Source organism: Legionella sp. 16cNR16C, assembly GCF_021297775.1.
In the GTDB taxonomy this organism is placed as follows: domain Bacteria; phylum Pseudomonadota; class Gammaproteobacteria; order Legionellales; family Legionellaceae; genus Legionella_C; species Legionella_C quinlivanii_A.
In genome coordinates, this window is the sequence record NZ_JAJTMX010000002.1 from 147,641 (window position 1) to 173,247 (window position 25,607).

A 25,607-nucleotide genomic window follows, 5' to 3' on the forward strand; every position below is an offset into this window, starting at 1 on the left:
ACTGCGTTCAGGATGACGTGCCTGGGGAATTACAAGAAAACAAAGTCACTGGATTAGGAAACGAAGTCTGCCACCGCCTTGCAAACAATATCTATCTCTTCCTCAGTGTTATAATAATGGAGCGACGCTCTGACCAGGGCATCAAGTCCTCTGGATTGAAGATCCAGGCGGGCAAATTCCATCACCGATACGGTGACATTGATCCCTTGTTCACGCAGTGCCTGTTTAATCTCAGCCGGGGTTTTGTTTTTGGTAGAAAACGTGATAATCCCGCATTGAACTTTTCCTAAATCCTGGAGGGTAAGCCCGGGGATTTGCTCGAGTTTACTGCGAAAGAGTCTGGATAAATGCTGGATTCTTTGCCAGATGTTTTCCATTCCGATATCAAGCGCATAGCGTACTGCCGCGCTTAGGCCTAACTTTCCGGCATAATTTTGTTCCCATGTTTCAAAACGTCTGGCATCAGGCATGAGTTCATAAGCATCCAACGAACTCCAGTTTGCAGCATGTAAATCGATAAAAGGTGGATTGCAATCGTTGATGATGCGCTCGCTGGCATATAAAAAGCCAGTACCTCTTGGCCCTCGCAAGAATTTTCGCCCGGTACCGCAAAGAAAATCGCAGCCAATTTGTTGAACATCGATGGGCATTTGCCCCACTGACTGGGTTGCATCCAATAAATAAGTGACGCCCTGTTTTTTGGCAAGATGTCCCGCTTCTATTGCTGGATTAATTAATCCTCCCTGAGTGGGAACATGAGTAATTGCCAGCAATTTTACCGAAGAGTCAAGCATGGATTCCAAAGCATTTAAATCCAGTTGCCCGTCACGGTCATCAGGGATTACTTCTATTTTTACGCCCTTCTGCCGGGCAACATGCAAAAAAGAAAGATAGTTGCTGGCATATTCATTCATGGCTGTGAGTATGCGATCACCGGGTTTAAAATCCAGACTATAGAAGGCCATATCCCAGGCTCGAGTGGCATTTTCGGTGAAAGCCACCTCATGAGGCTGGCAGTTAATCAGTTCGCTGATATTGCGGTAAAAACCTTTAATCTCATCGGCCTTAAGCTCTTCAGCTTCATAGCCCCCGATACTGGCCTCCAGATCAAGATAGTTTTTGACTGTATTGGTGACCACTGCGGGGGGCAGGGAGGTACCTGCGTTATTAAAATGAATTACTTGTTCAGAACCAGGCGTTTCTTCACGCAGTTGTTTGATATTTAATTGTTTCAATTAATAGTCTCCACCAAAGATTGAATTACGATATCCCAGCCATTAATAAGAACAAAAACCAGAATTTTTATTGGTACTGACAAGCTAGCCGGAGGCAGCATCATCATTCCCATCGTCATTAACAAACCTGATACAATCAGATCGATTAGTAAAAACGGCAGAAAAATCATAAATCCAATTTGAAATGCGGTTTGCAATTCGCTTAATAAAAATGCCGGGATTAGTTGAAGCAGTTTTATCTCGTCAATGTTATCAGGTAGAGGTTCTTTCGCAAGCTCCAATAATAGTTGTAAATCCTTTTCACGGGTCTGATGAAGAAGAAATTGTTTTATTGGCTCTTTCGCTTTATCGATGGCTAATTCAAAATTAATTTTTTGCTCCATAAACGGTTGATAAGCTTCGGAGTAAAGGACCTTTCCGACTGGCATCATGGTATAAAATGTCAGGAAAAGAGCCAGGCTCATAAGCACCGTGTTCGGGGGTGTTTGTTGTAAACCAAGCGCTGTGCGCAGCATCGACAGCACAACCACGATGCGGGTAAAAGAGGTCAGCATAATCAAAATACTGGGCGCAAGACTTAAAACGGTCAGCAAGCCAAAAACTTTAAGTGCAGGAGCAATCGTTTCCTGATTAAAAGACATAGCGCCGAGGAAACTGGTGTCCGCAGAAGCAGCGAAATGAGAATAGCTTAATAACGCAATCCAGCACAGGTATTTCATTTCTGGCTCTCAGTCAGGGAATGAAAGCAGAGGCCTTTCTGGTTTTCCGCCAGCAAAAAACGCTGCTCCTGGTATTCAAGAAGATAAATAACGGTTTTATTATTGAGATAGGTCTTTTCAAGCAACCGGCAGCCGGTGGATGGTTTTTTATGTTTTTTAAGATGTAAAAACAGCACAGCCAGGCTTAAAATAAAAAATGGAAGCCCATAATTGAGCCATCCCATTCCACTGTTTACAGGTGTTTTAAAGGCTAAGGCCGAGTTTGAAAACGCTTCTTTGCTAAAAAAGTTTAAAATAATCATAGAAAACAATGGCACTTTCATTGGGCAACCTCGAGAATCTGCACTGCAAAATAATCATCGCAGCTCATTAACTCGCCTCTTGCAAACACTTGATTGTTTAGCAGCAGATCAACCGGCTCATTTGTTTTCTGTAAGAGATTAAGCACTTTGCCTCGGGTCAATTGCTTTAATTCAGCAATAGTGAGTTTAAGGCTGCCTATGCGGATTTGACATTCCACCTCAACATTTCCCAGTAGTCCCAGGTAATCGGCCTTAACAGTGTCAGTGGTATCTTTGGCCTGCAGTTCAGGGAAATGAATTTTTTTAACCAGAGTTGTCATATTAATTACTCGCTATTTGAATGGATTTATAGCCATCATTGATCCCCTTGTGCACAGTACACAAAGTGAGCTGCTGATGCTTTAAAAGCAGATCCTCATTTTGCGGATGATCTGTTTTGATCACTTCCCCGGGTTTTAGTGTCAGTAAATCAGCAAGATTCATGGTAAAAGAAAGCAGTTTGATCTCCAGTTCGAGTGGTTCGCCTGACAGATTATTCTCAAGCGGTGACAAGGGAGCGTTGCCGGAAAGCACTGGTAATTGCTCGACAACCCAGCGGGGATGAAGAAAAAGACTTATAGTAGTCTGTCCAAACGTCAGCTCTAATTCCAGACAGGGTGAACCCCAGTAAAACCATTCCTGACTGTCCAGCTGTTCTTCCTGTGTGGAGAGATGCTTGTCCTTAAATAATGCAGATAACAATTCATGGATGATTTGTTCGTTTACACCACGAAAGCACGAACTGCTGCTTCCAAAAATAACGTGCTGTAAATTTTCAAAAAAAGCAGGTGGGATAAATCCGACTAATTCCCCTTTCTGATTATACAGGTACAACATTCGGTTTGCCTCGACAGGGCGAGCTTTTTGCAAATAAACTGATGCCGCCGACAGGGTATAGACTTCATTCCAGGCCTGCAAAACCCTATGGAAATGCTGGCTAAGCCTGTTAATTTCACTTGGGTTAATCAATCGATAAGGTTTAAGTGTTTGATTCATTTTCTATACAGCTCTTCCAATAATTGTTTATCAATATCCATAATTTGCGAGCAGGCCTGAAACATTCTTTGCAGCACCACAATTTGAGCAAATTCGGTGGTAGGGTCGACATTGGATTGTTCCAGCGTTTTGGGCTGAATCTTGCCTTTTCCTTCTTTGTTGGCAAGACCAATATGGCGAAACTTGTCATTTTTAACACGAAAAAGGTTGTTTTCCGTTTGTACCAGCGTATGTTCCATATCATCAAATGTGGCCAATGCAAGATGAGAACCTTCCAGTTTCTGACCGTTATCGTAGGAGTAGGTGATTTGACCGTTGAAATCAAACCCGAAATCGATTTGCCGGCCTTCCCCATAACCGTCCTGTTTATACACTTCGATATTAGTGAACGGGTTGTTTGATGTAAATTTATCCAGTTGCACCGAGCTTTCGGCATTACTGTCGCGATCGCCCAGTTGCAGGCAGACTGACTGTGTACCGTTTAGCAGGAAACGAATGCAATTGCTGCCTTCTTTACCTTTGCCGCCTGAATTACTGTCGAATACCAGTTCCTGGGGATTGAATGTAACATCGCCATCGTAGCAGCGAATATTTTTTAGGGTCCAGGTTTCTCCATCATTGAATTTTACCTGGGAATCTTCACTGCGTTCTAACTCAATAGTCACTTGATGAACTTTGCCGTTTGCATCATAAATGCTGCCTACATTGAATTGAATAGGCTCATACTTATCTTTCTTACTGTCATTTTTATCAGGCTCAGGCACTGGTACTGGCACTGTAGCATCTTCCTTGATTGGTTTACTGACCAGATTTCCTTTCAGATTGACGACTGAGGTGGCTTTTCCAGGACATTTAAGTGGGCCTTTTTCCTGGATAGGTACGAGTTGGTGGTTTTTATCATAGCCCATAACCAATCCCTCGCTATGCTGGTCAAACAAAAGGCCCTCCTGATTGAAACCAAACTCACCGTCTCGCGTGTACAGCAGTTCTCCGCTTTGAAGGCGCACGATGAAAAAGCCATTGCCATCAATAGCCAGATCACCGGCATTGCCTGTATTAACGTAAGTGCCTGCTTTAAAATTGGTTTGCTGGCCCTTAATCGAAACCCCCAGCCCTGTACCTTGCTGACTGTGATCACCTCCCAGGGAGGAATAAAAGACATCGCTGCGCTTAAATCCCGGGCTTTGCATATTGGAGACATTATGGGAGGTATTTTGCAAGCCATAACTTGCTGCCATCATGCCGCTCATGCTGGTGTAATAAGTATTGCTCATTTGTATCTCCCTAGCTTACTTCACTCACATCGAGCAGTGTCTTCTTAACATAGCCCCCATTGACGCTGATATTGAGAAGGGGAGGAGAACCATCAGGAAATTCGATGTCGATTACTTTGCCCAGCTGATTGCTGTCTCGCAGTTTGACTGATTTTTGTAAAAGCATCAGGCTTTGACTACTGCTCGTCAACTCAAGCAGTCTCCGCAGATTTTCATTGGTACTACGCGCTTCCTGCAGTGAGGAAAACTGGGCCATCTGTGCCATAAACTCGCGGTTATCAATAGGCTTTAGAGGATCCTGATAGGTTAACTCCTTTGTGAAAAGCTGTAAGTAATCGGTTTGACTGATATTATTTTCCTGTGCGGGTTGAACCGGGCTGCTCATTGTATTACTCCATTAATGACTAACTTTTTTAATAAAAATCCTTTGGAACTAATAAGCTGACGAATCTGACGGCTGATTTCCTTAGCTTGTGAAAGGAACTCATCGGGTAGTCCAATAGCCAGCTGCACTTCACCATCCTCGATGAACAGTTGAAACTGGTCCAAAGAACGTTTAGGAATTGAGGGGGGTGATAAAGAAGGGGCCAGGCTTTCTTTCCTTGTACTGCTGTCAAAACGAAAGGAAATAAAAGCGAACCCCGGACATTCCTGTTCAAAATAGTGGTCTATCAGTTCACGTAAATCATTTTCCAGATAAATTATTCTACTAAAAGGCGTCTTTTCAGTTGGTGTCGCTGCCAGTATCTGTCTGGCTGGAGCTTTAGGTTCTGACAAGACTAATTCGCCGGGAGCTTCCAAGTTCACTTCATGGCCAGAGACTGAGCACTGATATTCTTTTTTTGAAAAATTACTCTTAAAATGAAGGTCATTCTTCTGAAGTTGCTCCAAATGCTCAGTATAGTAAGAGTCGGCCTGGGGCGAATGTTGATTAAGCCACAATGAAAAGGGTTTAGCGGCAGAGGAATGCCTCGGAAATGCGTCAAAAGCTGCAGGTTGGTTTGTTATTTTCATATCATCTTCCTTGTTCAGCGTATTATTATCAATTTTCTATTGGACTGTCTATCAAATTTTTATTTAGCGATCACCTGGACGACAATTTCGCAGAGTCTTTTGCAATGCCCAATCATCCATTTCTTTCTCAAGTACTAATTGAAGGGTCTTTTTTTCATTTTGATCACGTCTGTCCTGGTATTTCCTTAGCAGTTTAAGCTCTGTACTCAGGCGCAGATGGCTTTCCTTATAGCTGAAGAGAAGTTTTTCATAATCCATTTTTTGATTCTGCAAATCGTCATGCTTTTGCTGTTCGGAGATAATAAAATGAAGCCGGGATATTTCCTGCTCTGGAAGAATACAGGCAGGAATTTTCAGTGCGTCCAAGAGCCTTGATTTGATTAAAAGAGCTGCTTTATCCAGCGTCCGTATTTTTTCCTTGAGAGCCAGCTGCTCAGTGTTGAGCTCTTCAAGCTGACTTTTTAATCGAGCCATTAGACTGGTTAATGCATGATTCATACTAAAATCTCCTGAATGCGCGTCAGTAGGGCTGATAAAGGGAGTGACTCCTGTTTTTGTTGAGCGAATAATTTCTTCAAAGGATCAATGCGGGCAATGGCATAATCCAGCTCCTGATTGGAACCGGTTTTATAGCCGCCCAGTTCGAGTAAATCCTTATATTGCTCATGCAGTGCAAATAACCGAATTACTTTTTTAACCAGATCATTTTGTGACGAAGGAAGTAAATGATCTTTCAGACGCGAGACGCTTTGGAGAATATCAATGGCGGGAAAGTGGCCGCGTTGCGCCAGCTCACGAGTCAGGATAATATGACCATCAAGCAGTGAACGCATGGTATCTGCAATGGGCTCGTTGAAATCATCTCCTTCCACCAATACGGTGTAAAGCCCGGTAATACTACCTTTCCCAATAAAATTACCCGCTCTTTCGACCAGACCTGGAAGGAGGGCAAATACACTGGGCGTGTATCCGCGGCTGGTAGGCGGTTCTCCCAGACTTAAGCCGATTTCGCGTTGCGCCATTGCCAAACGAGTTATGGAGTCGACAAATAGCATCACCTGTTTCCCTTTGCGGCAAAAATATTCAGCTATTGCTGTGGCGGTAAACACGGCTTGACGGCGCATGATGGCTGATTCATCGCTGCAAGCGACGACCAGTACGGATTTTTGGCGGCTGTGTTCATCAAAATGCTCTGTAATAAAATCATTCACTTCACGGCCACGTTCACCTACCAGAGCAATGACGTTAATATCGCTTTGCAATTGCCTGCACATCATTCCCATCAATACGGATTTTCCCACACCGCTACCGGCGAAAATGCCCATGCGTTGTCCCTTGCCGAGAGGAATCAGGCAATCCAGAGCATGGATTCCGGTGATCATATTTTCGGTCACCGCTTCGCGATCCATGGGATTAATCGCATGACCTGAAATCTCCAATGACTCAGAAGAAGGGCTGATGCTCGATTCTAGCGGTTGTGCTAATGCATTTACGACTTTGCCGAGAAGATGTTCACCCACCTGAATCCTGCTGGCATGACCTGAGGCACGTACTTTAAAGCCCATACTGATGCCAGTATGGGAAAATGGCAGTAAATAGACTTTTCCCTGATTAAAACCAATGACTTCTGCCTGGGTGATGATATGCTGATCGCTGTCAAGAATATCGCAGATTTCTCCCACAAAGACTTGAGGAGGACCTTTAGCAACCAGTTGTAAGCCAATCGATTGTTCAATTTCACCGATACGTTCAATTGGTTGTAATAATTCAGACCAGTTTTTCATTGCGGCACCCTCTGTCGTAGTTGAACAAGCATTCGTTTGAGTTTGTCAATTTGCTGTTCAATGCTGGCATCAATCAACCCATGATCATTACGGATACGACATCCTCCCAGCATTAATGTCTCATCAGGAATAAACTTCAAATGCCGGCACTCACTGAAATCAATTTTCAATTTGCTATGCTGCACAAGCGCAAGATCCTGGGGATGAAGAAAAATCTCTATATTTTCTTTATGATTTAAATGATTAATTGCCTGCTCAATCTGAAAAGAAATCGCTTCTTTGCTCGAAATCTGATTAGAAAAAAATTGCCTGCAAATTAATAAGACGATGTCTGCAATCTGGTCACGAAGTGTTTCCTGATAAGTTTGCAATGCCACAGGTATCTGGGTCAAAAGCTGTTTTAACAAGGTGGCTTGCATCTCTGATTCCTGCATCTTGCATTGATTCTCCTCCGTATATTTTGCTTCTGCTTCCTGAAAGCCCGCTGCAAACGCCTGCTGCCTTATTTCATCCAGGAAATCATCGCTTTTTGCAAGTTGTTCCATTGCGGAATCAGGATTGTTTTTCTCATTATCAGGGGAAGAACTGCAATTAGTTATCAAAATCACTTTTTCACCACTTACCCTGATATTTTTTAATAGTTCTGCCATAGTTATTCCACTAGTCTGTATTCATGCCGATATCAGATTTTTGATGTAAATTTTCCCACTCCGCATACACCAGACTTTTGCTGGTCTGGCTAATATTGGCAAGGGAAGTTTCAGTCGAATCAATGCGTTCTAAAAGATTAAATTCATTTAAAAATTGCTCTTTCCAAATGAACTGACCTTCCTCAAGGATAATGGCGATATACAGAGGGTCTTTAGTGGCAAGACTGCGGCAAAAACCAGGTAAGTCATCTTCAATCATAGTATTGGAAACGGCCGCTTTTTGATTCTCGCTCATATTATCCAACTGCTTTCTTTTGGCTTCTGGTAACTTGCTCAGAATCCATCGCTGATCTTTGAGGGCCAATTTGCCAATAGCCGATACGATATCCTGTAAATTATTCATGATGACTAATCCATTGATTAAGAGACTCCAGGAGATGTTGACGTCTTCTCAAATTATTTCTTCTCTGAACTCCATAACTTATTGCGCCAATCATAAGCAGCGCTGCTAACCCATATTTTATAGAAAGAGTTTCTACTGCCGGGGTGGAAGGAGTCTCGTTTAAAAAAATGTCTGACTGGACGGGTGGTGGCAGGAGTGCTTCCACTGAAATGGAATCCCCTCGTCTGGAATCAAAACCTATGGTGGTTTTTACCATGCGTTCAATTTGTAAGAGGGTCGAGGATTCGGTTTGTTTAGGCACTGTGACAGAGACAGTTAGCCGCTCAATCCTGCCATTGGCACGGAGGAATTGCTCTTTTTCATGACCAAACTCATAACTTCGTTCGCGGGTGAGATCCTGAACTGGATTTGTTTTCTTTGTGAGTTCTGCAGAGGCTGTATGTTGAATCTCTTTTTCATGAGTGATTAAGCCCTGAGACTGCGGCCTAATCAATTCCCGCCGCAATTCATCATAATTAAGCGTCACATCTATTTTTACATAGACATTATCCTGGGGAAATATGTGCCTTAGCATATCGGTTATTTTACTATTTAAATAATCCTCTATTCTTCGCTTGGCCGCAAAATGACCCTCACCATTAATTTCTTTGGGTATACTCAGATTGTTACCATTTTGATCGATGATCACCACATTTTCTGCAGCAAGATTTGCTATGCTGGCGGTCAGCAGTTTCTGAATACTATTTACCTGTTGTTTTCCTATTGGTTTTTTTAGTTGAAGTGTAACAGACGCCTTGGTAGGGTGCGTTTCTTTCTGCAGGAAATGCTGTTCAGGGATTACCAGATGCACTCTTGCCTGCCTGACTTCCTCAAGACTGCTAATGGTTCGCTCAAGTTCGCCTTGCAGAGCTCGTTGGTAGTTAATTTTCTGTGAAAATTCGGTCAAACCAAAATCAGTTTTATCAAACAATTCAAAGCCCACATGGCCATTTAAATTGCTGCTCATTAATCGAATTCTGGTTTTATCCACCAGGTGTTTATCAATTAAAATATCACGTCCGGCATTCTGTAACTGATAATGGATATTGTCCTGATCCAGTTGACGAATTATTTCATTAGCATCCTGTGAATCAAGATTATTAAATAGGGTTCCATAATCAGGCTTCAGCAAAAAAATGGAGATAAATAAACTGCTTAAAATGAGAAAGCCCCCGGCAAGCAGGATCATGATTTGCTTTGGCTTTTCTTGTCTGCCAAACCAGAGATAGATGGAATTGAAATAAAAATTCATATTAAATTTGCTCCCTGATAATTTCCTGATAAGCAGTCATTAAGCGATTACGCACCTGCTCCAGTAATTGAAAAGACATTTTGGCTTCTTCCAGATTCCACATCACCTGGTGCAGGTTGGCCGTCTGACCGCTGACCAGTTGTTGCAGCGAATGATCTGCTTCAATCAATTTATCATTCACCTGCTGAATGGGAGCGGCCAGCCAATGACTGAACTGGTCCGGTTTCTGAATGTTTGAATTATTAAGGTTAAAGTCGATTTTGAAATGGTTAACGGGTTCTATGGTCATCGTTCATCTCCTATGGTCAGGGTTTGCATGAACAGGCTGTGTGCTGTGTTAAAAATTTTGATATTGGCTTCGTAGGCACGCGAAGCATTTAATAAAGTGGTCATCTCATCGACTGTATTTATCCCGGGATAATGGATATAGCCTTTTTCATCAGCTGCCGGATGCTCTGGTTGATACACTTTATTAGGCGGTAGAGTTTTCGGGCTTAGAACCGCTGCACTCCATTGCGTTTCATCTGTGATGTAATCATTGAAATTTCGACTGCCTGTGATGACCTGCATTGGCTGAAAACCGCTGCCATCACTTTTCAGCAAGGTATGCTGATTAGCGATGTTGTAGGCGACCGTATCAATACGTAATTTTTCGACTTGCATTCCCTGGGCAGCAATTGAATAAGTGAGATTGTAATTCATGCCTGATTATTTCCATGAAGGGCCATCTTCATGATGGCCAGTTTATGATTAAGTCCTTTGATGAGTGCGCGAAATTGGGTGGCATTTTTAATACCAAGCGCAACTTGTTCATCCAGTGCTGGTGCGGTATCGCTAGTATGGATAGCAGGTTGTAATTCCAGAAAATTAACCGAGCCTTGATTGGTATTCTGGTCATAATTTGCAAGTTGCTGCTCAAAAATCACCTCAACAGCCTGATAGTTGGGGGTATTGACATTGGCTATGTTGGCAGCGATCGCTGTTTGCCGCATGAGCGCTGCATCAAGCCCCAGTTTTACGAGCCTGATTGTGTTATCCTCAAACATGTATTCGGTACTCCTATTGAACAATTAATTCTGCGTGTAAAGCACCAGCGCGTTTTAAGCTCTCTAAAATGGCGATCATGTCCCGCGTGGTGATTTTGGCCTTATTCAGAGCGCTGATTAGGTCAGCAATGGTGGCTCCCTGTTCCAGAACAATGGATTGTCCTGCACTTTCTTTAACCTCAATATTGGTTGATGGAGTTATCGCAGTTCTGACAGAGGCGGATGCATTGAAAAGCATAGCTGGCTGTGAAACTTTATAGTCGCTGGCAATGGCAATCTGGAGATTACCCTGGGAAATAGTTACTGCATCAAGTTTCACATCGGAGCCGGCAACCACCACCCCGGTTCTTTCGTTGACGACCACGGTGGGCAGGTTATCCGGAATAATTATGATATTTTCCAGCTGGCTGATAAAACGAACATAATGCTGTTTTGCGCTTACCGAAGGATGAATTTCAATATCCTGGGCACTGCGTGCGATCGCGGTATTTTCACCGAAGCGTTTATTGACAGCAGTTTCTACATTATCTGCCGTTGTAAAATCAGGATGATTCAGAATCAGATGCAATTCGCCGCTTTTATCGGTCAATTCATTGTAGAGCGTTTTTTCAACAATGGCTCCCCCTGAAATCATTCCGGAAGTAGGATGGTTTTTTTGCACCACATTGCCAAATAAATCATATTTAAACCCGCCGAGAGAAATCGGACCTTGGGCCAGGGCGTAAATTTGGTTATCGGGTCCTTTGAGAGGGGTTATTAATAAGGTGCCTCCTAACAAGCTTTTCGCATCCCCGAGAGATGATACATTGATGTCAAGCTTGTCGCCCTGATGGACATTGGCAGGCAGATTGGCGGTTATAATAACTGCGGCACTGTTGCGGCTGGTGATGTCCCGGGCGTTAATATTAAGGCCAAAATTCTGCAGCAGGTTGGAAATTGCCTGAGTGGTATCTTTATTGCGATGCGAGTCACCTGATCCTGCCAGGCCGATAACCAAACCATAACCAGTAATCGGATTTTCCTGCAGTCCGGATAAATGCGCCAGAGATTTAAGTCTAACACTGGCAAAACTGCTGAATACCAGCAGTTGCAGACAAGCGCAGAGCAATAGTTTTCTAAAACTAAACATCATACTAGCCCCATGAATGACATAATTTTATAAATAGTGTTGTAACGTTGCGAGTTTGAGACAGAGCCATCGCCAGTGTAGGTAATCTGGGCATTGGCAATGCGAGTCGACAATACGGTATTTTGCGGACTTATATCCTCTGGCCTGACGATACCGCTTAACAAAATTCGTTGTTGTTCCCCATTAATCTGGATGAGCTGATATCCCTCCACTTCATAGCTTCCATTAGGGCAGATTGCTTTAATTCTAACGGTTAATGAGGCTTTAATTTTGCCGTTTCTACCGGTTTGTGCCTTGCTATTTCCTTTGCCGGTTAATCCCAGACGCAAATCATAGCGTTTTTGATTATAGCTGGCCTCGAGGGCTGTTTTGATTTCTTTACTGGAACCTAAATCGGCACTGGTTTGCGCATTAGAGGTTTCCAGTACAATGACAGTGAGTAAATCGCCTGGTATAGACGCGCGCCGATCCGCAATAAGTGGGCGATAATAGAGATCATTGTATAAATTGGCTGCTTTCGCAGAGGGGTTATACATGAGAATTACCAGACTTGTAAGTAATAAAATTGGCTTTATCATGAGTAAATCTCTAGTCGCGAAGTTCATTAATCATTTTTTCCAATTCATCTGCTATCTGCACTGTTTTGGCATTCAATTGGTAAACGCGCTGGGCCATAGTAAGCTGCATCAATGAGGTGACCATATCGACATTGGATGCTTCAATCTGTTTCTGCAGCACTTGCCCCATACCGCTATTGCCGGGATTATCAATAATGGGATCACCACTGTCAGCAGTGGCATGAAATAGTCCGGCGCCGGAAGGGTCCAGGCGGCCAGGGTCCATAAATCTCGCTAAACTGATAGTGCCGACTAACTGAGGCTCGGCATCCTCTGATGACATAATTTCAACATCGCCGTTTTTTTGAATGACAATGGACTGAGAATCTTCAGGTATCTGGATGCTGTCGGCCAGCCGCAAGCCATCCGCCGTGCAGAGGTAGCGCTCACTGTCGATTGAAAAGCTGGAGCTTCGCGTGTAAGCCAGGCTGCCGTCAGTTTGCAGTACCTGAAAAAATCCCTCGCCATCAATGGCTAATTCATTCCAGTTCGTGCCTGCTTTTAGCGGTCCCTGGCTGAAATCTTTAGTTGATTTGATAATGGCTGTTCCTAAGCCTATTTTGATACCGGACTGCTGCACCGAGTGATTGCTGTCTACGTTCTGGTATAAGACATCGGCGAAGCTTAGTTTGCTGGCCTTGTAATTGGGCGTATTCAGATTGGCAATATCATTGGCGATCTTGTCAATAAAATATTCTTCAGATTTTAAGCCACTGGCAGCTATAGAAAGCGCGTCAGACATTTCCTTCCCCTAATTGACTAATTGCTGTTGAAAGCAGATTGTTGCTTGTTTTCATAATTCGTTGGATCGCTTCAAAATGGCGTGAAATCTTCAGCATTTCGGTCATTTCATCGACCGATTTGACATTGGATTGTTCCAGGGAAAACTGCAGAACCCGGGTTTCAGAAGAGGCCTCTTCCGGCAGATCTTTACTGAAATAAAGCCCTTCCCCCTGATAGTGAAGTGATGAAGGCTGGGGAAAATCAACAATGCGAATCTGATCGCTGAGTTGTTTATCTATAAAAATTTCTCCCTTGGTATTGATTGAAAACTCTTTATCACTGACACGAACAGGTCCATTTTTTCCCATTAATTTTCCGCCCCGTTCGCTAATCAGCTCTCCATCCTGGCTAATGTGAAACTCGCCACTGCGTGTGTAAAAAACGCCTTCATTGTTCTGGATCTCAAAAAAGCCTTTCCCGGCAAGTGCCAGTTCCGATCCCTGATTGGAATGAGAGATTGAGCCTTGCTGAAAGTTACTGAGTGATGTCATTTGCTGAACTACAGTTTCAAAATCAGGCGCGTCCAGTGCCGGGAAATCCTGACTTTCCATGATTTGACGTTTATAGCCGGTTGTATGCAGATTACTGACATTCTGGCTAAGTACCTGCAGACGAAATTGATCCTGCAAAAGGGCTATCTGTGTGGTTTTTATAGCGGATAACATGCCATGCTCCTTACTGAATGACACCAAATGGTTCAATCTGGATATGAATTGGTATTTCGCTTAACGATAGAATCGTCAAGTGGGGAATAATGCGTTGGGTAAACAGTTTTAATTGCCTTCTTAGCATTGGAGAGCAGAGTAATACCGGTTTCTTTCGCTCACCAAGCATCTTTTCCACGTGTAAGGAAAGGGATTTAATCAGTTTTTCGGTCTGTGAAGGGTCAAGGTGGAGATGATTGTTTGTCAGGTTTTGCGCAAGCGTCTGCTCCATAACTGGTGCTAAGGTTAGAACTGGCAGAAGGCCCTGATTGTTTATTAATCTCTGGCATATCTGGGAAGAGAGGCGAATGCGTACGAGTTCGGTAAGCTGATTGACATCCTGAATGACTTTGGCGTGTTCAAGCAAGACTTCCAGTATCAGTGATGTATGGCGAACAGACACTTTTTCTGATAATAAATTCTGCAGAATTTTTTGAACCTGACCTAATTGCAGCATGGCGGGTATCAATTCGTCACGCAATTTGCAGACATCAGACTGATCCAGTAAGGTCTCCACTTCATTACGGCTTAATAGTTCAGCCAATGAGGATTGAATCACTTCTTGTAAATGAGTCGCCAATATGGACAGGGGTTCGCATACGGTAAATCCCTGATGCTCCGCCTGTTCTTTTTCGGCTCTCTCAATCCATTGAGCTGCTAAACCATAGCTGGGATCGCTCACTTCTATACCTGATACTTTATTTTCAATCGCTTTTTGAGACGAAGCGGCTATTGCCAGAAACTTATCCAGATACAGGGGGTGTTTGTCATAATGAATTCCCTGAACGATAATTCGATAGAAGGGATAATTTAATTTGGCCTCGGATCGAAGTTTTACTTCAGGGATAACCAGGCCCAGATCGAAGGCCAGGCGTTCACGTATTTGCTGAACAAGCGACAGAAACTCATCCTGTTGGGATAATAAATTTTCATAGAGACTGGGATTAAGCTGTATCTCAATCGGATGGATATGAATTTTCTGATAAAGCGTTTCTTCCTGAAGCAGACTCTCATCAGGAGTCTGCTGCTGGCGTTTCATGGCAAACCAGGTACAGACTATAAAAAATGCCAGAACCAGGAATACCGGTATTCCCGGAATCCCTTTAATGAACAGCAGTAAAGCAAGACTGCAGCTGACGATCACCAGGCTTTTAGGATAGGTACTGATTTGACGAACTATTTCACTCCCCAAATGGGTATCGGTCGCGGCCCTCGTCACAATAATGCCGGTTGCTGTAGAAATGATGAGCGCAGGGATTTGGGTCACCAGACCATCGCCTACAGTAAGCAGAGAATAGTTTTGAATCGCCTCGCTAAACGTCAGGCTTTTCTGGAGTACACCAATCGCCAGACCACCGATAATATCTACAAGCATGATTAGAATTCCGGCAATGGCATCGCCTTTAACAAATTTACTGGCCCCATCCATGGCACCGTAAAAATTAGCTTCTTTCTCAATTTGGGAACGTCTTTCACGCGCTGTTTCCTGACTGATTAATCCCATATTCAAATCAGCATCAATACTCATCTGTTTACCGGGCATACTGTCAAGAGTGAAACGGGCTGCGACCTCAGCGACCCGCTGCGCACCATTGGTGACTACAATAAACTGCACAATGATTAAGATCAGAAAAACGACCATTCCCATGACATAATTGCCATGAATGACATATTGACCCACAGCGTTAATAACCCGGCCGGCATCGCCCTCAGACAGTATCAGTCGGGTTGCGGAAATATTTAAAGCCAGGCGGAATAAAGTGGATACCAGGAGCAGGGCGGGGAACGTGGAAAAGCTTAAGGGCTTATCCGTATAAAAGCAGAGCAGCAGGATAACCAGTGCCCAGCTGAAATTGATAATCAGAAGCAAATCAAGCAATGCAGAGGGGATTGGAATAAACAGGATGAGCAAAATACCTGTGACAAAAAGAATGGTACCGAGTTCGCTTCCCATACTGGAAAGATTTGTTTTCTTGTTTTCCATACACTAATCCATTGAATTCCATTGATTACGAGGTGCTGCAATTGGCTATAATTACTTATGTCATCTCCTACCCAACCCCAGTTGTTTATAAATTGCGGCGGCAGCTGGAAAATGCTCTCGACGAATCCATTGATTCAAATCCACTGAAGCGTATAACCGTCGAGCAAATGCCTTATTCTCAACAAGCGGAACCTGATGCCTCAAAGCAAGTTGTTTGATAATCCTTGCCTGTTCATTACGGCCTTTACATATTAGTTTCGGAGCCGGCATGGTCAGACGGTCATATTTTAATGCAATTGCATAATGTGTAGGATTAGTGATTACCAAATCTGCGGTTTTAACTTGCTCAAAAGAGGCACTGCGTTTTCTTAACTCAGATTGTAATTGCCTGATTCGGCTTTTAATTTTGGGATCACCTTCACGCTGCCGATATTCTTCTTTCACTTCCTGTTTACTCATACGCTGCTCTTTGGCAAATTTTCTGCGAGTATAGAGTTTATCAATGAGACTTATTGCGAGAAGAACAACCACTAAAGGACAAAGCATTCGAAGCATCAATTGCAGAATGGCCATTGGCAGTTGCGCCGGCATGACACTCGACAGTTTTAGAAAGGAAGCCTGCATTTGCCTCAGGCTATAAAAGCTGATCAGGCCTGTTAAAGCAATTTTTAGCAGATTTTTTAGTAAATCAAATACTATTTTGGTCGAGAATAATCGTTTAAAACCTGCAACCAGACCAATTCTTTCAAATCGGGGGGATAAGGGAGCCGCCGACCATACAAAACCGGTTTGTACCAGGCTGCATAATATTGTTGTGGCCACTAATATCAAAGCAAAGGGCAGCCATAGATACAGTAGATTGGTAGTTAACAACTTGAATATATAAGTGATAGTTTTTAAAGAAAAATGCAAATGGCCAGTCAGATGTAGCTGCTCCTGGCTAACAGCCAGCATTTGCTGCCAGGCCTTTGTTCCATATACCCATAGAAGCAGCAAAATAACCGTGAGTTGCGTGGTATTGATTAGCTCGCTGCTCTTACTGACCTGCCCTTTTTCCTTCGCCTTTTTTAGCTTGTAGGCTGTTGCAGTTTCTGTTTTTTCACTCATAACAGATACTCCTGCCAGGCTTGAAAGCCTAATTCAAAGGTTTTTTCAAACAGGGGATTCATATTGTCTATTAGTAAATAGAAGATGAAGAACCCCAGAAGAACTTTTAAGGGCAAAATCAGAAAGTAAGGGCTTATTTGCGGCATGTTTCGACTTAATACACCACTGCAAAATTCGGTAAGCCATAAACAGAAAACCAGTGGCGCCGCAATTAACATGCCTAGTGACCATACCAGCGTAAACTGCCTGATAAACTGAAGCATGCTTGATTCTCCAATCAATTCACCAGGCGGAAAAGCAATAAATGAGAGGAGTAACAATTTTATGACGCGATGATGGCCCTGGCTCGCAAAAAAGAATAAGCCAGCAAGCATTCCCAGTAAATGAGCTGAAATAGAATCAAAGCCTTCACCCGGTTTAAAAACAGAGATACCGTTTAAGCCATTTTGGAAATCAATTAACTGACCGGCAACCTGAAAACAGCCGAAACAGGTGATAAGAGCCAGATAAATCAGTTGGGCATTGATGAACTCGGCTGAGAATGCGGCTAACAGAGAACCAGATATCCGAGCGGTGGAATTCAGGTTTGAAATTATAAAAAAGCTGAACAGGAGAATCAGTATTAGCCTGATTTGTACAGGAAGCCGTCTGATCACCTCAAGTGGTGAAAAAAGTATAATCATGCCAATGCGCGTAGCAATTAAAAAGAAAGTGGGAAGAGGGAGCAGGTCAGTCATTTCAAGCGCTCCGGGATATTACTAATCATATTTTCAGCAAAACTGACTACTGAGCCTAACATCCAGTGACCACAGAACATGAGCATGAGTGCAACAGCCAGAATTTTGGTAACAGTGCTTAAAGTTGAATCCTGGATTTGGGTTACTGCCTGAAGAATTGAAATGAGCAAGCCGCAAATTACTGCAACAAACACTACAGGGGAGCATATGCAGAGAGCCTGCCAAAGTAATTGTTTTGAAAGATAGACCGCGAGATCCTCGGACATTTTCCTTATCCATTCCATTATAGGTTAACTTCCTGCCTCTGAGTGGGATTTCCATTACTCATTCGCAGTGAACGGGAATTAAAGCAAAAAGAATTTAGGGAAGCAAGAGAAATTGTTCTTTTTATAAAGATTTATAACTCCTCGTCTGCAGGGAGATCCCTCGCTGTGCTCGGGATGACGTGGCATAGCCTGACGGCTATGGGATGACGTGAGGAGTTACAAAGATTTTAAATAGTGCTTTTAGAGTACTATTTTCCTACAAGCTTTCTTCCATGACAGTTTTTGTATTTTTTTAGACTGCCACAAAAACAGGCAGTATTTTGGGACATGCGCTGCGTTTTTGTTGGGCGCGTGTGGTGGGGAGGATGACCATCAATGTAATACCATTGGCCCTCATCAAGCAAAAATTCACTTCGTTCATGAATCGACTTAATCAGACCTGACTGATGATATCTTGCTACAAATTCCACAAATCCCTGATTGGCCTTTTCACAAGGGAAGAGAGCTTCTAATACTTCCAAACCAAGCCAGTCTGCTTGCTCAGCCCATTCTTTTGCATCGGACTCGTTGAAATGCGCTAGTGGTTTGCCTTTCATGGTTTTAACAATATAGGGGATATTGGCCTTGGTATAGGCAGTGTAACGTGAACGCATCAGGGCTTCTGGAGTGGCAGGTTTGCCGCCTTGGTCAATTAAAATACCGCAGCAGACAGTATAGTCAAGTTGCGAACCGCAGGGGCAGAAATTCATATACTTGTTAGTTGGGTAATTTTCACAAGTTTAGCGGTTTAGGCCAAAAATCACAAATTTTCACTTGCTCTCAGCAGTAAATAAGCTGATTAAGCAACAGAGTTTACTGAATAATGATTTTTTGTCTATTTTTCAGTACTATTATTCTATTAGAACCCAAAGGCCATCGTTATGATAACGCTGTATCAATTTCCCGAAGTATGGGGTTTGCCCAATGCTAGCCCATTTTGTCTTAAAATAGAGACTTATCTGCGGATGACCGAGCTGCCTTATGAAAATCGCTTTGTGAGAGATCCGCGAAAAGCCCCGAAAGGAAAGCTGCCTTTTGTTAAATGTGAAAATGCGATCATTGCTGACAGTGAGTTTATTATTGCAGGCTTGAAGCAGCAATTTGGAGATCTCCTGGATAAACATTTAAGTATTGAGCAGAAAGCGCTGGCAGTCCTTCTCGATAATGTTTTTTCCGAGCGCCTTTATTGGCTGATGGTTTATTTCCGCTGGCAGGATGAGCAGGGCTGGAAGCATGTTAAACCCAGTTTTTTTGCAGGACTTCCCTGGATTTTAAATCTTTTTTTGCCCAATCTGATCCGTAAGAAAACCATTAAAACCCTCCATATGCAAGGTACAGGCAGACATAATCGCGAAGACGCCTTGCAATTGGCTCAAACCACTATTCGAGCGATAGCAGACACGCTGGGTGATAAACCCTATTTCATGGGAAATGAAGTTTCGACAATTGATGCAAGTGCCTTTGCATTTTTGGCAAATATAGTTTGGATGCCTTATGATGATCCTTTGAAAATCATCGTCCAAAAACATCAAAATATTCTGCATTTTTGCGATAGAATGTGGCAGAGTTTCTACCCGGAATTAAAGCAGCCCTTTCGCCTTGTCTGAAAACGCAAGCATTGGGTGGTTTATCCCTAACTGTTTGATAGTTTGAGTTGTTTTTTATTTGGCGTCTTCGTCAAAATTATAGTTTTGTTAAAAAAATAGCATAAAAATTTGCCGATAGGGTTTGCAATATTCACTTTATTTGTTAAGCTTCTTTCGTCTTATTAACACTTGGGGATTGAAATGCCTATTATTAATGGAACACGCTTCCAGAAAAAAGAAAAAATTAAAGCAGACATCAACAGTGAAACCTATGAGAAAATTATGGAATATTGCGCATGGGCGGATATTGATGATGTTGGTTTTTTTATAGAAGAAGCAGCCAGCTTTGTTTTCGCTAAAGACCGTGAATGGAAACAACACAAAAAAGCGGCAAAAAAACGCGCTGAATCAGTTTCTGAATAATTTTTTAATGTCCAAGGTGCTTTTGATAAAGCACCTTGAACATGCATTTAAGCCTTTCTTCATACTGCTCTGCTCTTGCCTTTCTGATTTTTTAAAAATATCTTTTGATTGTGACACTGCGTAAGGAAACAAAATGTCGGGACACAAGGTACATTTATTCATCCATGCCTTATTGGGATTGTTATCGCTGCTTTTCATTTCATCCGTGCAGGCTGCTGCAACGCCTCTATGGACATTTATTCCACAAACACCAGTTGAGCTGACACTGACTAACAGCGCTAGCGCTGAAGTGATTTATACAGTGCAAAATCAGTCTGTTCGCCCGAAAAGCCTGGTGATGATGCCAATAGCCGGTGTAACGCAAAACGGTGTTTGCCAGTTGCCGGGGAAGGGCAGTTGTACTTTAAGGTTGAGTATTCAGGGTAATGCATTACAGGGTGATGTTTTAGGTGGGCCAATATTATGCCAGCAAGGCGATCCTAATCAGTGCTATCAGCCGGCTCTGGGGTATTCACTCAGAATCCATTTCGTAAACCAGCCGCCAGTACAGCAATTTACTGTCACGCCGTCTGCCGGACCTAATGGCAGCATCACACCTTCTACACCTCAGGTGGTTAATTCTGGTAGTAATCTGGTATTCATGGCGACCCCTATTGCTGGATTTGCAGTGAAGCAATGGCTGCTGGATGGGATGGTTGTTCAGAATGGCGGTACCAGTTTCCAGTTAAATAACATTGACGCCAATCATCGCATTGAAGTGGTTTTCGGCCAGTATTTTGCCTATGTCACGAATGACTTTGACTCAGGTGCAGATAATGTCACTCGCTGCAGATTGGATGTCGGCGGTAATTTTATCGACTGTACTATAGTTGGCTCGGGATTTACAAATCCTTTGGGCCTGGTATTCAATCGGGAAGGAACACGGATCTATGTGGCCAATTTTGGAATTGCCAATACAGTTAGGAAGTGTGATATAGGTACAAATGGTATTTTGCAAAATTGCATTAATTCAGCTGCAATATTCAATAACCCGGTTGGTGTTGCAATCAATCCACAGGGCACAAAAATCTATGTAACTAATAATCTTACGGGTAATATTTCCCTATGCGATTTGGACACTAATGGTAATTTGATTAATTGTACAATTACGGCCCTAATCAATTTTCCCAGAGGCATTATCTTTAATCCTGCAGGCACAAAAGTGTATGTAACGAATAATACTAACGTGACACGCTGTGATGTGGGGTTTAACGGCGATCTGGTTAATTGTACCCTGGTTGGATTCGGACTTATTGTACCTGTAGGAATTACATTTAATGCTAGCGGAACCCGGCTATACACTGTGAGTGGTCCGAATTTTCTTACAGGCGAGATAGATCGGTTTGATGTGGATGCCAATGGTGATCTTAGTAATCCAGCTGTAGCAGGTACTTCCGGTACTACTTCTCGATTTATTGCTCTAAACGCGGATCAGACAATAGCTTATGTAACGAATGCATCAAATGATAATGTTACAAAATGTGAGATTGACATCAATGGAAATTTTACTAATTGTTCGGTAACTGGTTTTAATATGGATGGCGCGACGGGGTTACAGTTGGTTGTTCAGTAGCAATAGCGTATACGATAAAAGGTGAAAGTCTCTGATTTGCATTTAATTTTAAAAATTGCTTGACAGTCAAGGGCGAGATTATTAAACTGCCAATCTCTTTCGGGGCTATAGCTCAGCTGGGAGAGCGCTTGCATGGCATGCAAGAGGTCGGCGGTTCGATCCCGCCTAGCTCCACCATCTCTCTCTCGAGAGATGGTTAGAAGAACAGGGTCCCCATCGTCTAGAGGCCCAGGACATCGCCCTTTCACGGCGGTAACGGGGGTTCGAATCCCCCTGGGGACGCCATCCTCCTTAACTGGAGATGGCTCCAGGATGTACAATGTAGTAGATTAAAGTTCCAGGTCCCCATCGTCTAGAGGCCTAGGACATCGCCCTTTCACGGCGGTAACGGGGGTTCGAATCCCCCTGGGGACGCCACCTAAATGGTGGATTTAACTAGTTCGTAACAAATCAGATAGTTCTCTTAATGCAATGAAAAACATTGTGTAATCAAGACTGGTGCTTCCATGAAGCATTCCCAGCAACATATCCCAACGCTTTTGAATATCTGTGTTTGCTTCCAGCCAGCTATCAATCAGTTTACTCGCATTATTTTCCTTGATATTACTTTGTAAGATAGCAATCGCCAGACTGCGTTGCAGGGAATCCAGTTCATCGCGCAAAGAAAGCCTGGCCATTGTGTTCCAGTGCCCCTCTCGCCCATCACTGGCAATCTGATCCCTGAACCAGACCAGATTAAATCGTCCCCCAATCTGGAAATAGACTTCGGCTGTTTTGGTCAGGTTGAGTTTATTTTGAGTAGAGACTTCAATAACGTTTAATGCGGTATACAGTGGTCTGGCAATCGCAATTTTTTGTGCCATATCGGCGGCAAGCCCGGCTTCAACAAATTGATTCACGATTTTTTGCATATAGTCTTTGGTGACGCCGACTATCAGTGTAGGGATTAATGATTCGAGTTTTTTAATAGCATTACCATAGTGCTCAATAATTTGGTGTATGTCTCCATTGAGCCGGTTATTTCTTAAAAACCAGTGGGTTGAAAGATTGAGCAATTGCCTGATTTGGTGCATTAAATCGTACTGAGTTTGCACAGGTATTTTGAAATTGGTTGAATCAATCAAATATTGCAGATTGTGAGTGTCATAAATACTTGCAGAAACAGAATAGGCTCGGGCAATATTAGGAATAGAAGCCCCTGTTTCAACGGACATGCGGTATATAAAGGTCATACCGGCAACATTGACAATTTGATTACTGAGCTGAGTGGCCACAATCTCCCGTCGCAGACGATGTTCGCACATTGACTCCGGGTATAATTTAGCCAGACGGGCAGGGAAGGCTGATTCCAGGCAATGAATAAAATAGGGATCATCGGATATTTCTGATTTAAGCAATTCCTGGGTCAAATGGATTTTAGAATAGGCCAATAGAACCGCCAGCTCTGGCCTTGTCAAACACTGTCCTGCGGCTTTACGTTCAACCATTTTTTTATCATCAGGTAAATACTCATTAGATCGATTCAACAAACCTGAGCTTTCCAATTCTTTAATATAGGCCTGATAAAGACTGCCGTATCGCTGAGCACTTAGAGACGAAATACTCATAATTAAAGCCTGATTATAATTATCATTTAGTACCAGTTCTGCTACCTCATCAGTCATTTTAACTAATAGCTGATTCCGTTTTTTCTCAGTCAGATGGCCTTTTTGTATTTCCTTGTCCAGTAAAATTTTTATATTTACTTCATGGTCAGAGCAATTCACCCCGGCAGCATTGTCAATAAAGTCAGTATTGATTAATCCCCCCTGAAGCGCATATTCAATGCGCCCTAATTGGGTACAACCTAGATTACCGCCTTCACCGACTACCCGGCAGCGTAATTCATTGCCATTGACACGGCAAAATTCATTGGTTTTATCACCAACGTCTGCATGCGATTCGCTGCTTGCCTTGACATAGGTTCCGATTCCGCCGTTAAACAATAAATCAACTGGAGCACGTAAAATGGCTTGAATCAGTTCATTCGGCGTCATGGCATTTTTTTGTGTACCCAGGGCTTCTTTTACCTCAGGGCTTAGTACTATCGATTTGACAGACCGTCTGAATACTCCGCCGCCGGTAGAGATGAGTTGGGGATTATAATCTTCCCAGCTGGATAAAGGTAAGTTGAAAAGCCGTACCCGCTCCTCATAGGAAATAATGGCATCTGGATTGGGATCTAGAAAAATATGGCGATGATCAAAAGCGGCGATCAGCCGAATATGGGGGGTATAAATCATACCATTCCCGAATACATCACCGCTCATATCACCAACTCCGACAACAGTGAAGTCCTGGTTCTCAATGTTGATGTCTAACTCTCTAAAATGACGCTTAACTGATTCCCAGGCACCCCGTGCAGTAATCCCGATTTTTTTATGGTCATAACCAGAGGAACCACCTGAAGCAAAAGCATCTCCCAGCCAGAAACCATATTCGGCTGAAATTCCATTGGCTATATCGGAAAAACTGGCAGTACCTTTGTCAGCAGCGACTACCAGATAAGGATCATTATCGTCATAACAGATGGTATTTGCTGGAGATACACATTGATCATTCACCAGGTTATCAGTTAAATCCAAAAGCCCGCGAATGAAAGACTGGTAACAGAATATGACTTCCTTCAACAGGATTTCACGGCTGACTCCTGGCGGCAGCATTTTTAAAACAAAACCGCCTTTGGCACCAGAGGGGATAATTACTGAATTCTTTACCACCTGAGCTTTCATCAATCCCAGGATCTCGGTTCTGAAATCTTCCCGTCGATCTGACCAGCGCAATCCCCCGCGTGCTACTTTGGCACTGCGTAAATGGATGCCTTCAAAACGGGGAGAATATACAAAAATTTCATAAAGAGGTTTGGGTAATGGCAAGTCAGGAATTTCTGTGGAATGTAATTTGATAGAGAGATACTCTTTTGCTTTCCCGTCTGAAGTGGTCTGGAAATAATTAGTCCTTAAACTTGCTTTTATTAAATGCCAATACAGACGCATGATGCGGTCTTCATCGAGGCTTGTAATTGCTTCGAGCTCAGCTTTAATCTTGTTTTTTAACTCTTTCAGCTGTTTTTTTGTTGATGAGTTTTGTTTAAGAGCAAATTTTAATTTAAAAAGATTCACCAGATCTCTGGCCAGCAGTGCATTATTTTCTACAGTCTTTTCAATATAAGCAGGGCTAAATCGAATACCCATTTGCTGCATATATTTGGCATAGCTGCGAATAATGGTAATTTCCCGCCAGTTAAGCCCGGCAGTCAGCACCAGTTTGTTAAATCCATCATTCTCGCATTCGCCATTGCAGATTTTGATGAAGGCTTCCTCAAAATTGCTTTCCACTTCATGAATGTCCAGACACTGAGGATTGGTGTAATTGATGACAAAATCATTAATCCACACCGAGTGTTTGCCATCCAGCATAAGCTGATAAGGGTTTTCTCGCTGGGTATGCAAACCCATGTTTTCCAGCATAGGAAGGATGTCAGATAATGGAATAAAGGCTTGATACTGGTATAGCTTCAGATGCAAAGGGAATACATCGCCTTCCTGTTCATAGAGGTTGATCTGCAAGCGATGTTCATCCGACAACTTTTCTATATAATCAATGTCCTGCAAGGCTGCGGAAATTTGATTTTGTGCTGAATAAGTCAGGGGAAAGGCGTTATAATATTTTTTAGAAATCAACTCACCTTTTTTATGTCCAAATTGTTTGAGAACCTGTTGATTTAATTCATCTTTCCAATGATTTAACACGTTATGGTCCTTATTGAAAGCGAGATAGCACGAAACGGAATCGTTCGATAAATCCCATTATGTTTTTATAGTAGTA

Annotated in this window: 29 protein-coding genes and 3 tRNA genes; 6 read left to right on the forward strand and 26 right to left on the reverse strand. The window is 42.9% G+C overall.

Annotated features, from left to right (window positions below; translation table 11 throughout):
- Positions 1–53: 53 nt before the first annotated feature.
- From LXA66_RS04560 to LXA66_RS04680, 25 genes are all read right to left on the reverse strand, one after another.
- Positions 54–1,235, reverse strand: coding sequence for an aminotransferase class V-fold PLP-dependent enzyme (locus tag LXA66_RS04560; protein WP_233012177.1), 1,182 nt, complete (start codon positions 1,233–1,235; stop codon positions 54–56).
- The gene (gene fliP / locus LXA66_RS04565; protein WP_233012179.1) at positions 1,232–1,954 is read right to left on the reverse strand and encodes a flagellar type III secretion system pore protein FliP; all 723 of its coding nucleotides are present in this window, start codon (positions 1,952–1,954) and stop codon (positions 1,232–1,234) included. The genes LXA66_RS04560 and fliP overlap by 4 nt, the downstream gene beginning before the upstream one ends.
- Entirely contained in the window at positions 1,951–2,277 is a 327-nt protein-coding gene (locus LXA66_RS04570; protein ID WP_233012180.1) for a hypothetical protein, read from the reverse strand. The genes fliP and LXA66_RS04570 overlap by 4 nt, the downstream gene beginning before the upstream one ends.
- Positions 2,274–2,576, reverse strand: coding sequence for a FliM/FliN family flagellar motor switch protein (locus tag LXA66_RS04575; RefSeq protein WP_233012182.1), 303 nt, complete (start codon positions 2,574–2,576; stop codon positions 2,274–2,276). The genes LXA66_RS04570 and LXA66_RS04575 overlap by 4 nt, the downstream gene beginning before the upstream one ends.
- 1 nt (position 2,577) lies before the next feature.
- Positions 2,578–3,291: a FliM/FliN family flagellar motor switch protein gene (locus LXA66_RS04580; protein ID WP_233012184.1), complete on the reverse strand. Its 714-nt coding sequence runs from the start codon at positions 3,289–3,291 to the stop codon at positions 2,578–2,580.
- A complete protein-coding gene (locus tag LXA66_RS04585) occupies positions 3,288–4,565 on the reverse strand; it encodes a flagellar hook-basal body complex protein (RefSeq protein WP_233012185.1) in 1,278 nt (425 codons plus the stop codon). The genes LXA66_RS04580 and LXA66_RS04585 overlap by 4 nt, the downstream gene beginning before the upstream one ends.
- Positions 4,566–4,575: 10 nt before the next feature.
- Positions 4,576–4,950 carry a flagellar hook assembly protein FlgD gene (locus LXA66_RS04590; RefSeq protein WP_233012186.1) on the reverse strand — a complete coding sequence of 125 codons (375 nt, stop codon included), beginning with the start codon at positions 4,948–4,950 and terminating at the stop codon, positions 4,576–4,578.
- The gene (locus LXA66_RS04595) at positions 4,947–5,579 is read right to left on the reverse strand and encodes a hypothetical protein (protein ID WP_233012187.1); all 633 of its coding nucleotides are present in this window, start codon (positions 5,577–5,579) and stop codon (positions 4,947–4,949) included. The genes LXA66_RS04590 and LXA66_RS04595 overlap by 4 nt, the downstream gene beginning before the upstream one ends.
- A 63-nt stretch (positions 5,580–5,642) precedes the next feature.
- On the reverse strand, positions 5,643–6,077 hold the full coding sequence (locus tag LXA66_RS04600; RefSeq protein WP_233012188.1) for a hypothetical protein: 435 nt from the start codon (positions 6,075–6,077) through the stop codon (positions 5,643–5,645).
- Positions 6,074–7,363 (reverse strand): FliI/YscN family ATPase, encoded by a 1,290-nt coding sequence (locus LXA66_RS04605; RefSeq protein WP_233012189.1) that lies wholly within the window; start codon positions 7,361–7,363, stop codon positions 6,074–6,076. The genes LXA66_RS04600 and LXA66_RS04605 overlap by 4 nt, the downstream gene beginning before the upstream one ends.
- Positions 7,360–8,013: a FliH/SctL family protein gene (locus tag LXA66_RS04610; protein ID WP_233012191.1), complete on the reverse strand. Its 654-nt coding sequence runs from the start codon at positions 8,011–8,013 to the stop codon at positions 7,360–7,362. Before LXA66_RS04610 ends, LXA66_RS04605 begins: the two co-directional genes overlap by 4 nt.
- Positions 8,014–8,023: 10 nt before the next feature.
- Positions 8,024–8,416 carry a hypothetical protein gene (locus LXA66_RS04615; RefSeq protein ID WP_233012192.1) on the reverse strand — a complete coding sequence of 131 codons (393 nt, stop codon included), beginning with the start codon at positions 8,414–8,416 and terminating at the stop codon, positions 8,024–8,026.
- Entirely contained in the window at positions 8,409–9,707 is a 1,299-nt protein-coding gene (gene fliF, locus LXA66_RS04620) for a flagellar basal-body MS-ring/collar protein FliF (RefSeq protein WP_233012193.1), read from the reverse strand. The genes LXA66_RS04615 and fliF overlap by 8 nt, the downstream gene beginning before the upstream one ends.
- 1 nt (position 9,708) lies before the next feature.
- Positions 9,709–9,996 (reverse strand): flagellar hook-basal body complex protein FliE, encoded by a 288-nt coding sequence (gene fliE, locus LXA66_RS04625; RefSeq protein ID WP_233012195.1) that lies wholly within the window; start codon positions 9,994–9,996, stop codon positions 9,709–9,711.
- Entirely contained in the window at positions 9,993–10,409 is a 417-nt protein-coding gene (gene flgC, locus LXA66_RS04630) for a flagellar basal body rod protein FlgC (protein WP_233012196.1), read from the reverse strand. The genes fliE and flgC overlap by 4 nt, the downstream gene beginning before the upstream one ends.
- Entirely contained in the window at positions 10,406–10,753 is a 348-nt protein-coding gene (locus LXA66_RS04635; RefSeq protein WP_233012197.1) for a flagellar basal body protein, read from the reverse strand. Before LXA66_RS04635 ends, flgC begins: the two co-directional genes overlap by 4 nt.
- 13 nt (positions 10,754–10,766) lie before the next feature.
- Complete coding sequence (locus LXA66_RS04640) at positions 10,767–11,885, reverse strand: flagellar basal body P-ring protein FlgI (protein WP_233012198.1); 1,119 nt, start codon at positions 11,883–11,885, stop codon at positions 10,767–10,769.
- Positions 11,882–12,460 (reverse strand): flagellar basal body L-ring protein FlgH, encoded by a 579-nt coding sequence (locus LXA66_RS04645; RefSeq protein WP_233012199.1) that lies wholly within the window; start codon positions 12,458–12,460, stop codon positions 11,882–11,884. Before LXA66_RS04645 ends, LXA66_RS04640 begins: the two co-directional genes overlap by 4 nt.
- A 10-nt stretch (positions 12,461–12,470) precedes the next feature.
- A complete protein-coding gene (locus tag LXA66_RS04650; RefSeq protein WP_233012201.1) occupies positions 12,471–13,241 on the reverse strand; it encodes a flagellar hook-basal body protein in 771 nt (256 codons plus the stop codon).
- Positions 13,234–13,947: a flagellar hook-basal body protein gene (locus LXA66_RS04655; RefSeq protein ID WP_233012202.1), complete on the reverse strand. Its 714-nt coding sequence runs from the start codon at positions 13,945–13,947 to the stop codon at positions 13,234–13,236. Before LXA66_RS04655 ends, LXA66_RS04650 begins: the two co-directional genes overlap by 8 nt.
- Positions 13,948–13,957: 10 nt before the next feature.
- Complete coding sequence (locus tag LXA66_RS04660) at positions 13,958–15,970, reverse strand: flagellar biosynthesis protein FlhA (protein ID WP_233012204.1); 2,013 nt, start codon at positions 15,968–15,970, stop codon at positions 13,958–13,960.
- Positions 15,971–16,030: 60 nt separating this feature from the next.
- Entirely contained in the window at positions 16,031–17,077 is a 1,047-nt protein-coding gene (locus LXA66_RS04665) for a flagellar biosynthesis protein FlhB (protein ID WP_233012205.1), read from the reverse strand.
- Positions 17,074–17,814, reverse strand: a complete 741-nt coding sequence (locus LXA66_RS04670; protein WP_233012206.1) for a flagellar biosynthetic protein FliR — start codon at positions 17,812–17,814, stop codon at positions 17,074–17,076. The genes LXA66_RS04665 and LXA66_RS04670 overlap by 4 nt, the downstream gene beginning before the upstream one ends.
- Complete coding sequence (gene fliQ, locus LXA66_RS04675) at positions 17,811–18,080, reverse strand: flagellar biosynthesis protein FliQ (RefSeq protein WP_058508889.1); 270 nt, start codon at positions 18,078–18,080, stop codon at positions 17,811–17,813. Before fliQ ends, LXA66_RS04670 begins: the two co-directional genes overlap by 4 nt.
- Positions 18,081–18,328: 248 nt before the next feature.
- Positions 18,329–18,829, reverse strand: coding sequence for a YchJ family protein (locus LXA66_RS04680; RefSeq protein ID WP_233012208.1), 501 nt, complete (start codon positions 18,827–18,829; stop codon positions 18,329–18,331).
- Between the two features lie 171 nt (positions 18,830–19,000).
- On the opposite strand from LXA66_RS04680, the gene LXA66_RS04685 reads away from it, so the two are divergent.
- From LXA66_RS04685 to LXA66_RS04710, 6 genes are all read left to right on the forward strand, one after another.
- Positions 19,001–19,726 carry a glutathione S-transferase family protein gene (locus LXA66_RS04685; RefSeq protein ID WP_233012210.1) on the forward strand — a complete coding sequence of 242 codons (726 nt, stop codon included), beginning with the start codon at positions 19,001–19,003 and terminating at the stop codon, positions 19,724–19,726.
- 180 nt (positions 19,727–19,906) lie between these two features.
- Positions 19,907–20,128 carry a hypothetical protein gene (locus LXA66_RS04690; RefSeq protein ID WP_112219052.1) on the forward strand — a complete coding sequence of 74 codons (222 nt, stop codon included), beginning with the start codon at positions 19,907–19,909 and terminating at the stop codon, positions 20,126–20,128.
- Positions 20,129–20,261: 133 nt separating this feature from the next.
- Positions 20,262–21,740 (forward strand): YncE family protein, encoded by a 1,479-nt coding sequence (locus LXA66_RS04695; protein WP_233012212.1) that lies wholly within the window; start codon positions 20,262–20,264, stop codon positions 21,738–21,740.
- Between the two features lie 101 nt (positions 21,741–21,841).
- A tRNA-Ala gene (locus LXA66_RS04700) sits at positions 21,842–21,917 on the forward strand.
- A 32-nt stretch (positions 21,918–21,949) separates the two neighbouring features.
- A tRNA-Glu gene (locus LXA66_RS04705) sits at positions 21,950–22,025 on the forward strand.
- Between the two features lie 56 nt (positions 22,026–22,081).
- A tRNA-Glu gene (locus LXA66_RS04710) sits at positions 22,082–22,157 on the forward strand.
- Between the two features lie 14 nt (positions 22,158–22,171).
- Here LXA66_RS04710 and LXA66_RS04715 read toward each other — a convergent pair.
- The gene (locus LXA66_RS04715; protein ID WP_133138417.1) at positions 22,172–25,531 is read right to left on the reverse strand and encodes an NAD-glutamate dehydrogenase domain-containing protein; all 3,360 of its coding nucleotides are present in this window, start codon (positions 25,529–25,531) and stop codon (positions 22,172–22,174) included.
- Positions 25,532–25,607 lie beyond the last annotated feature (76 nt).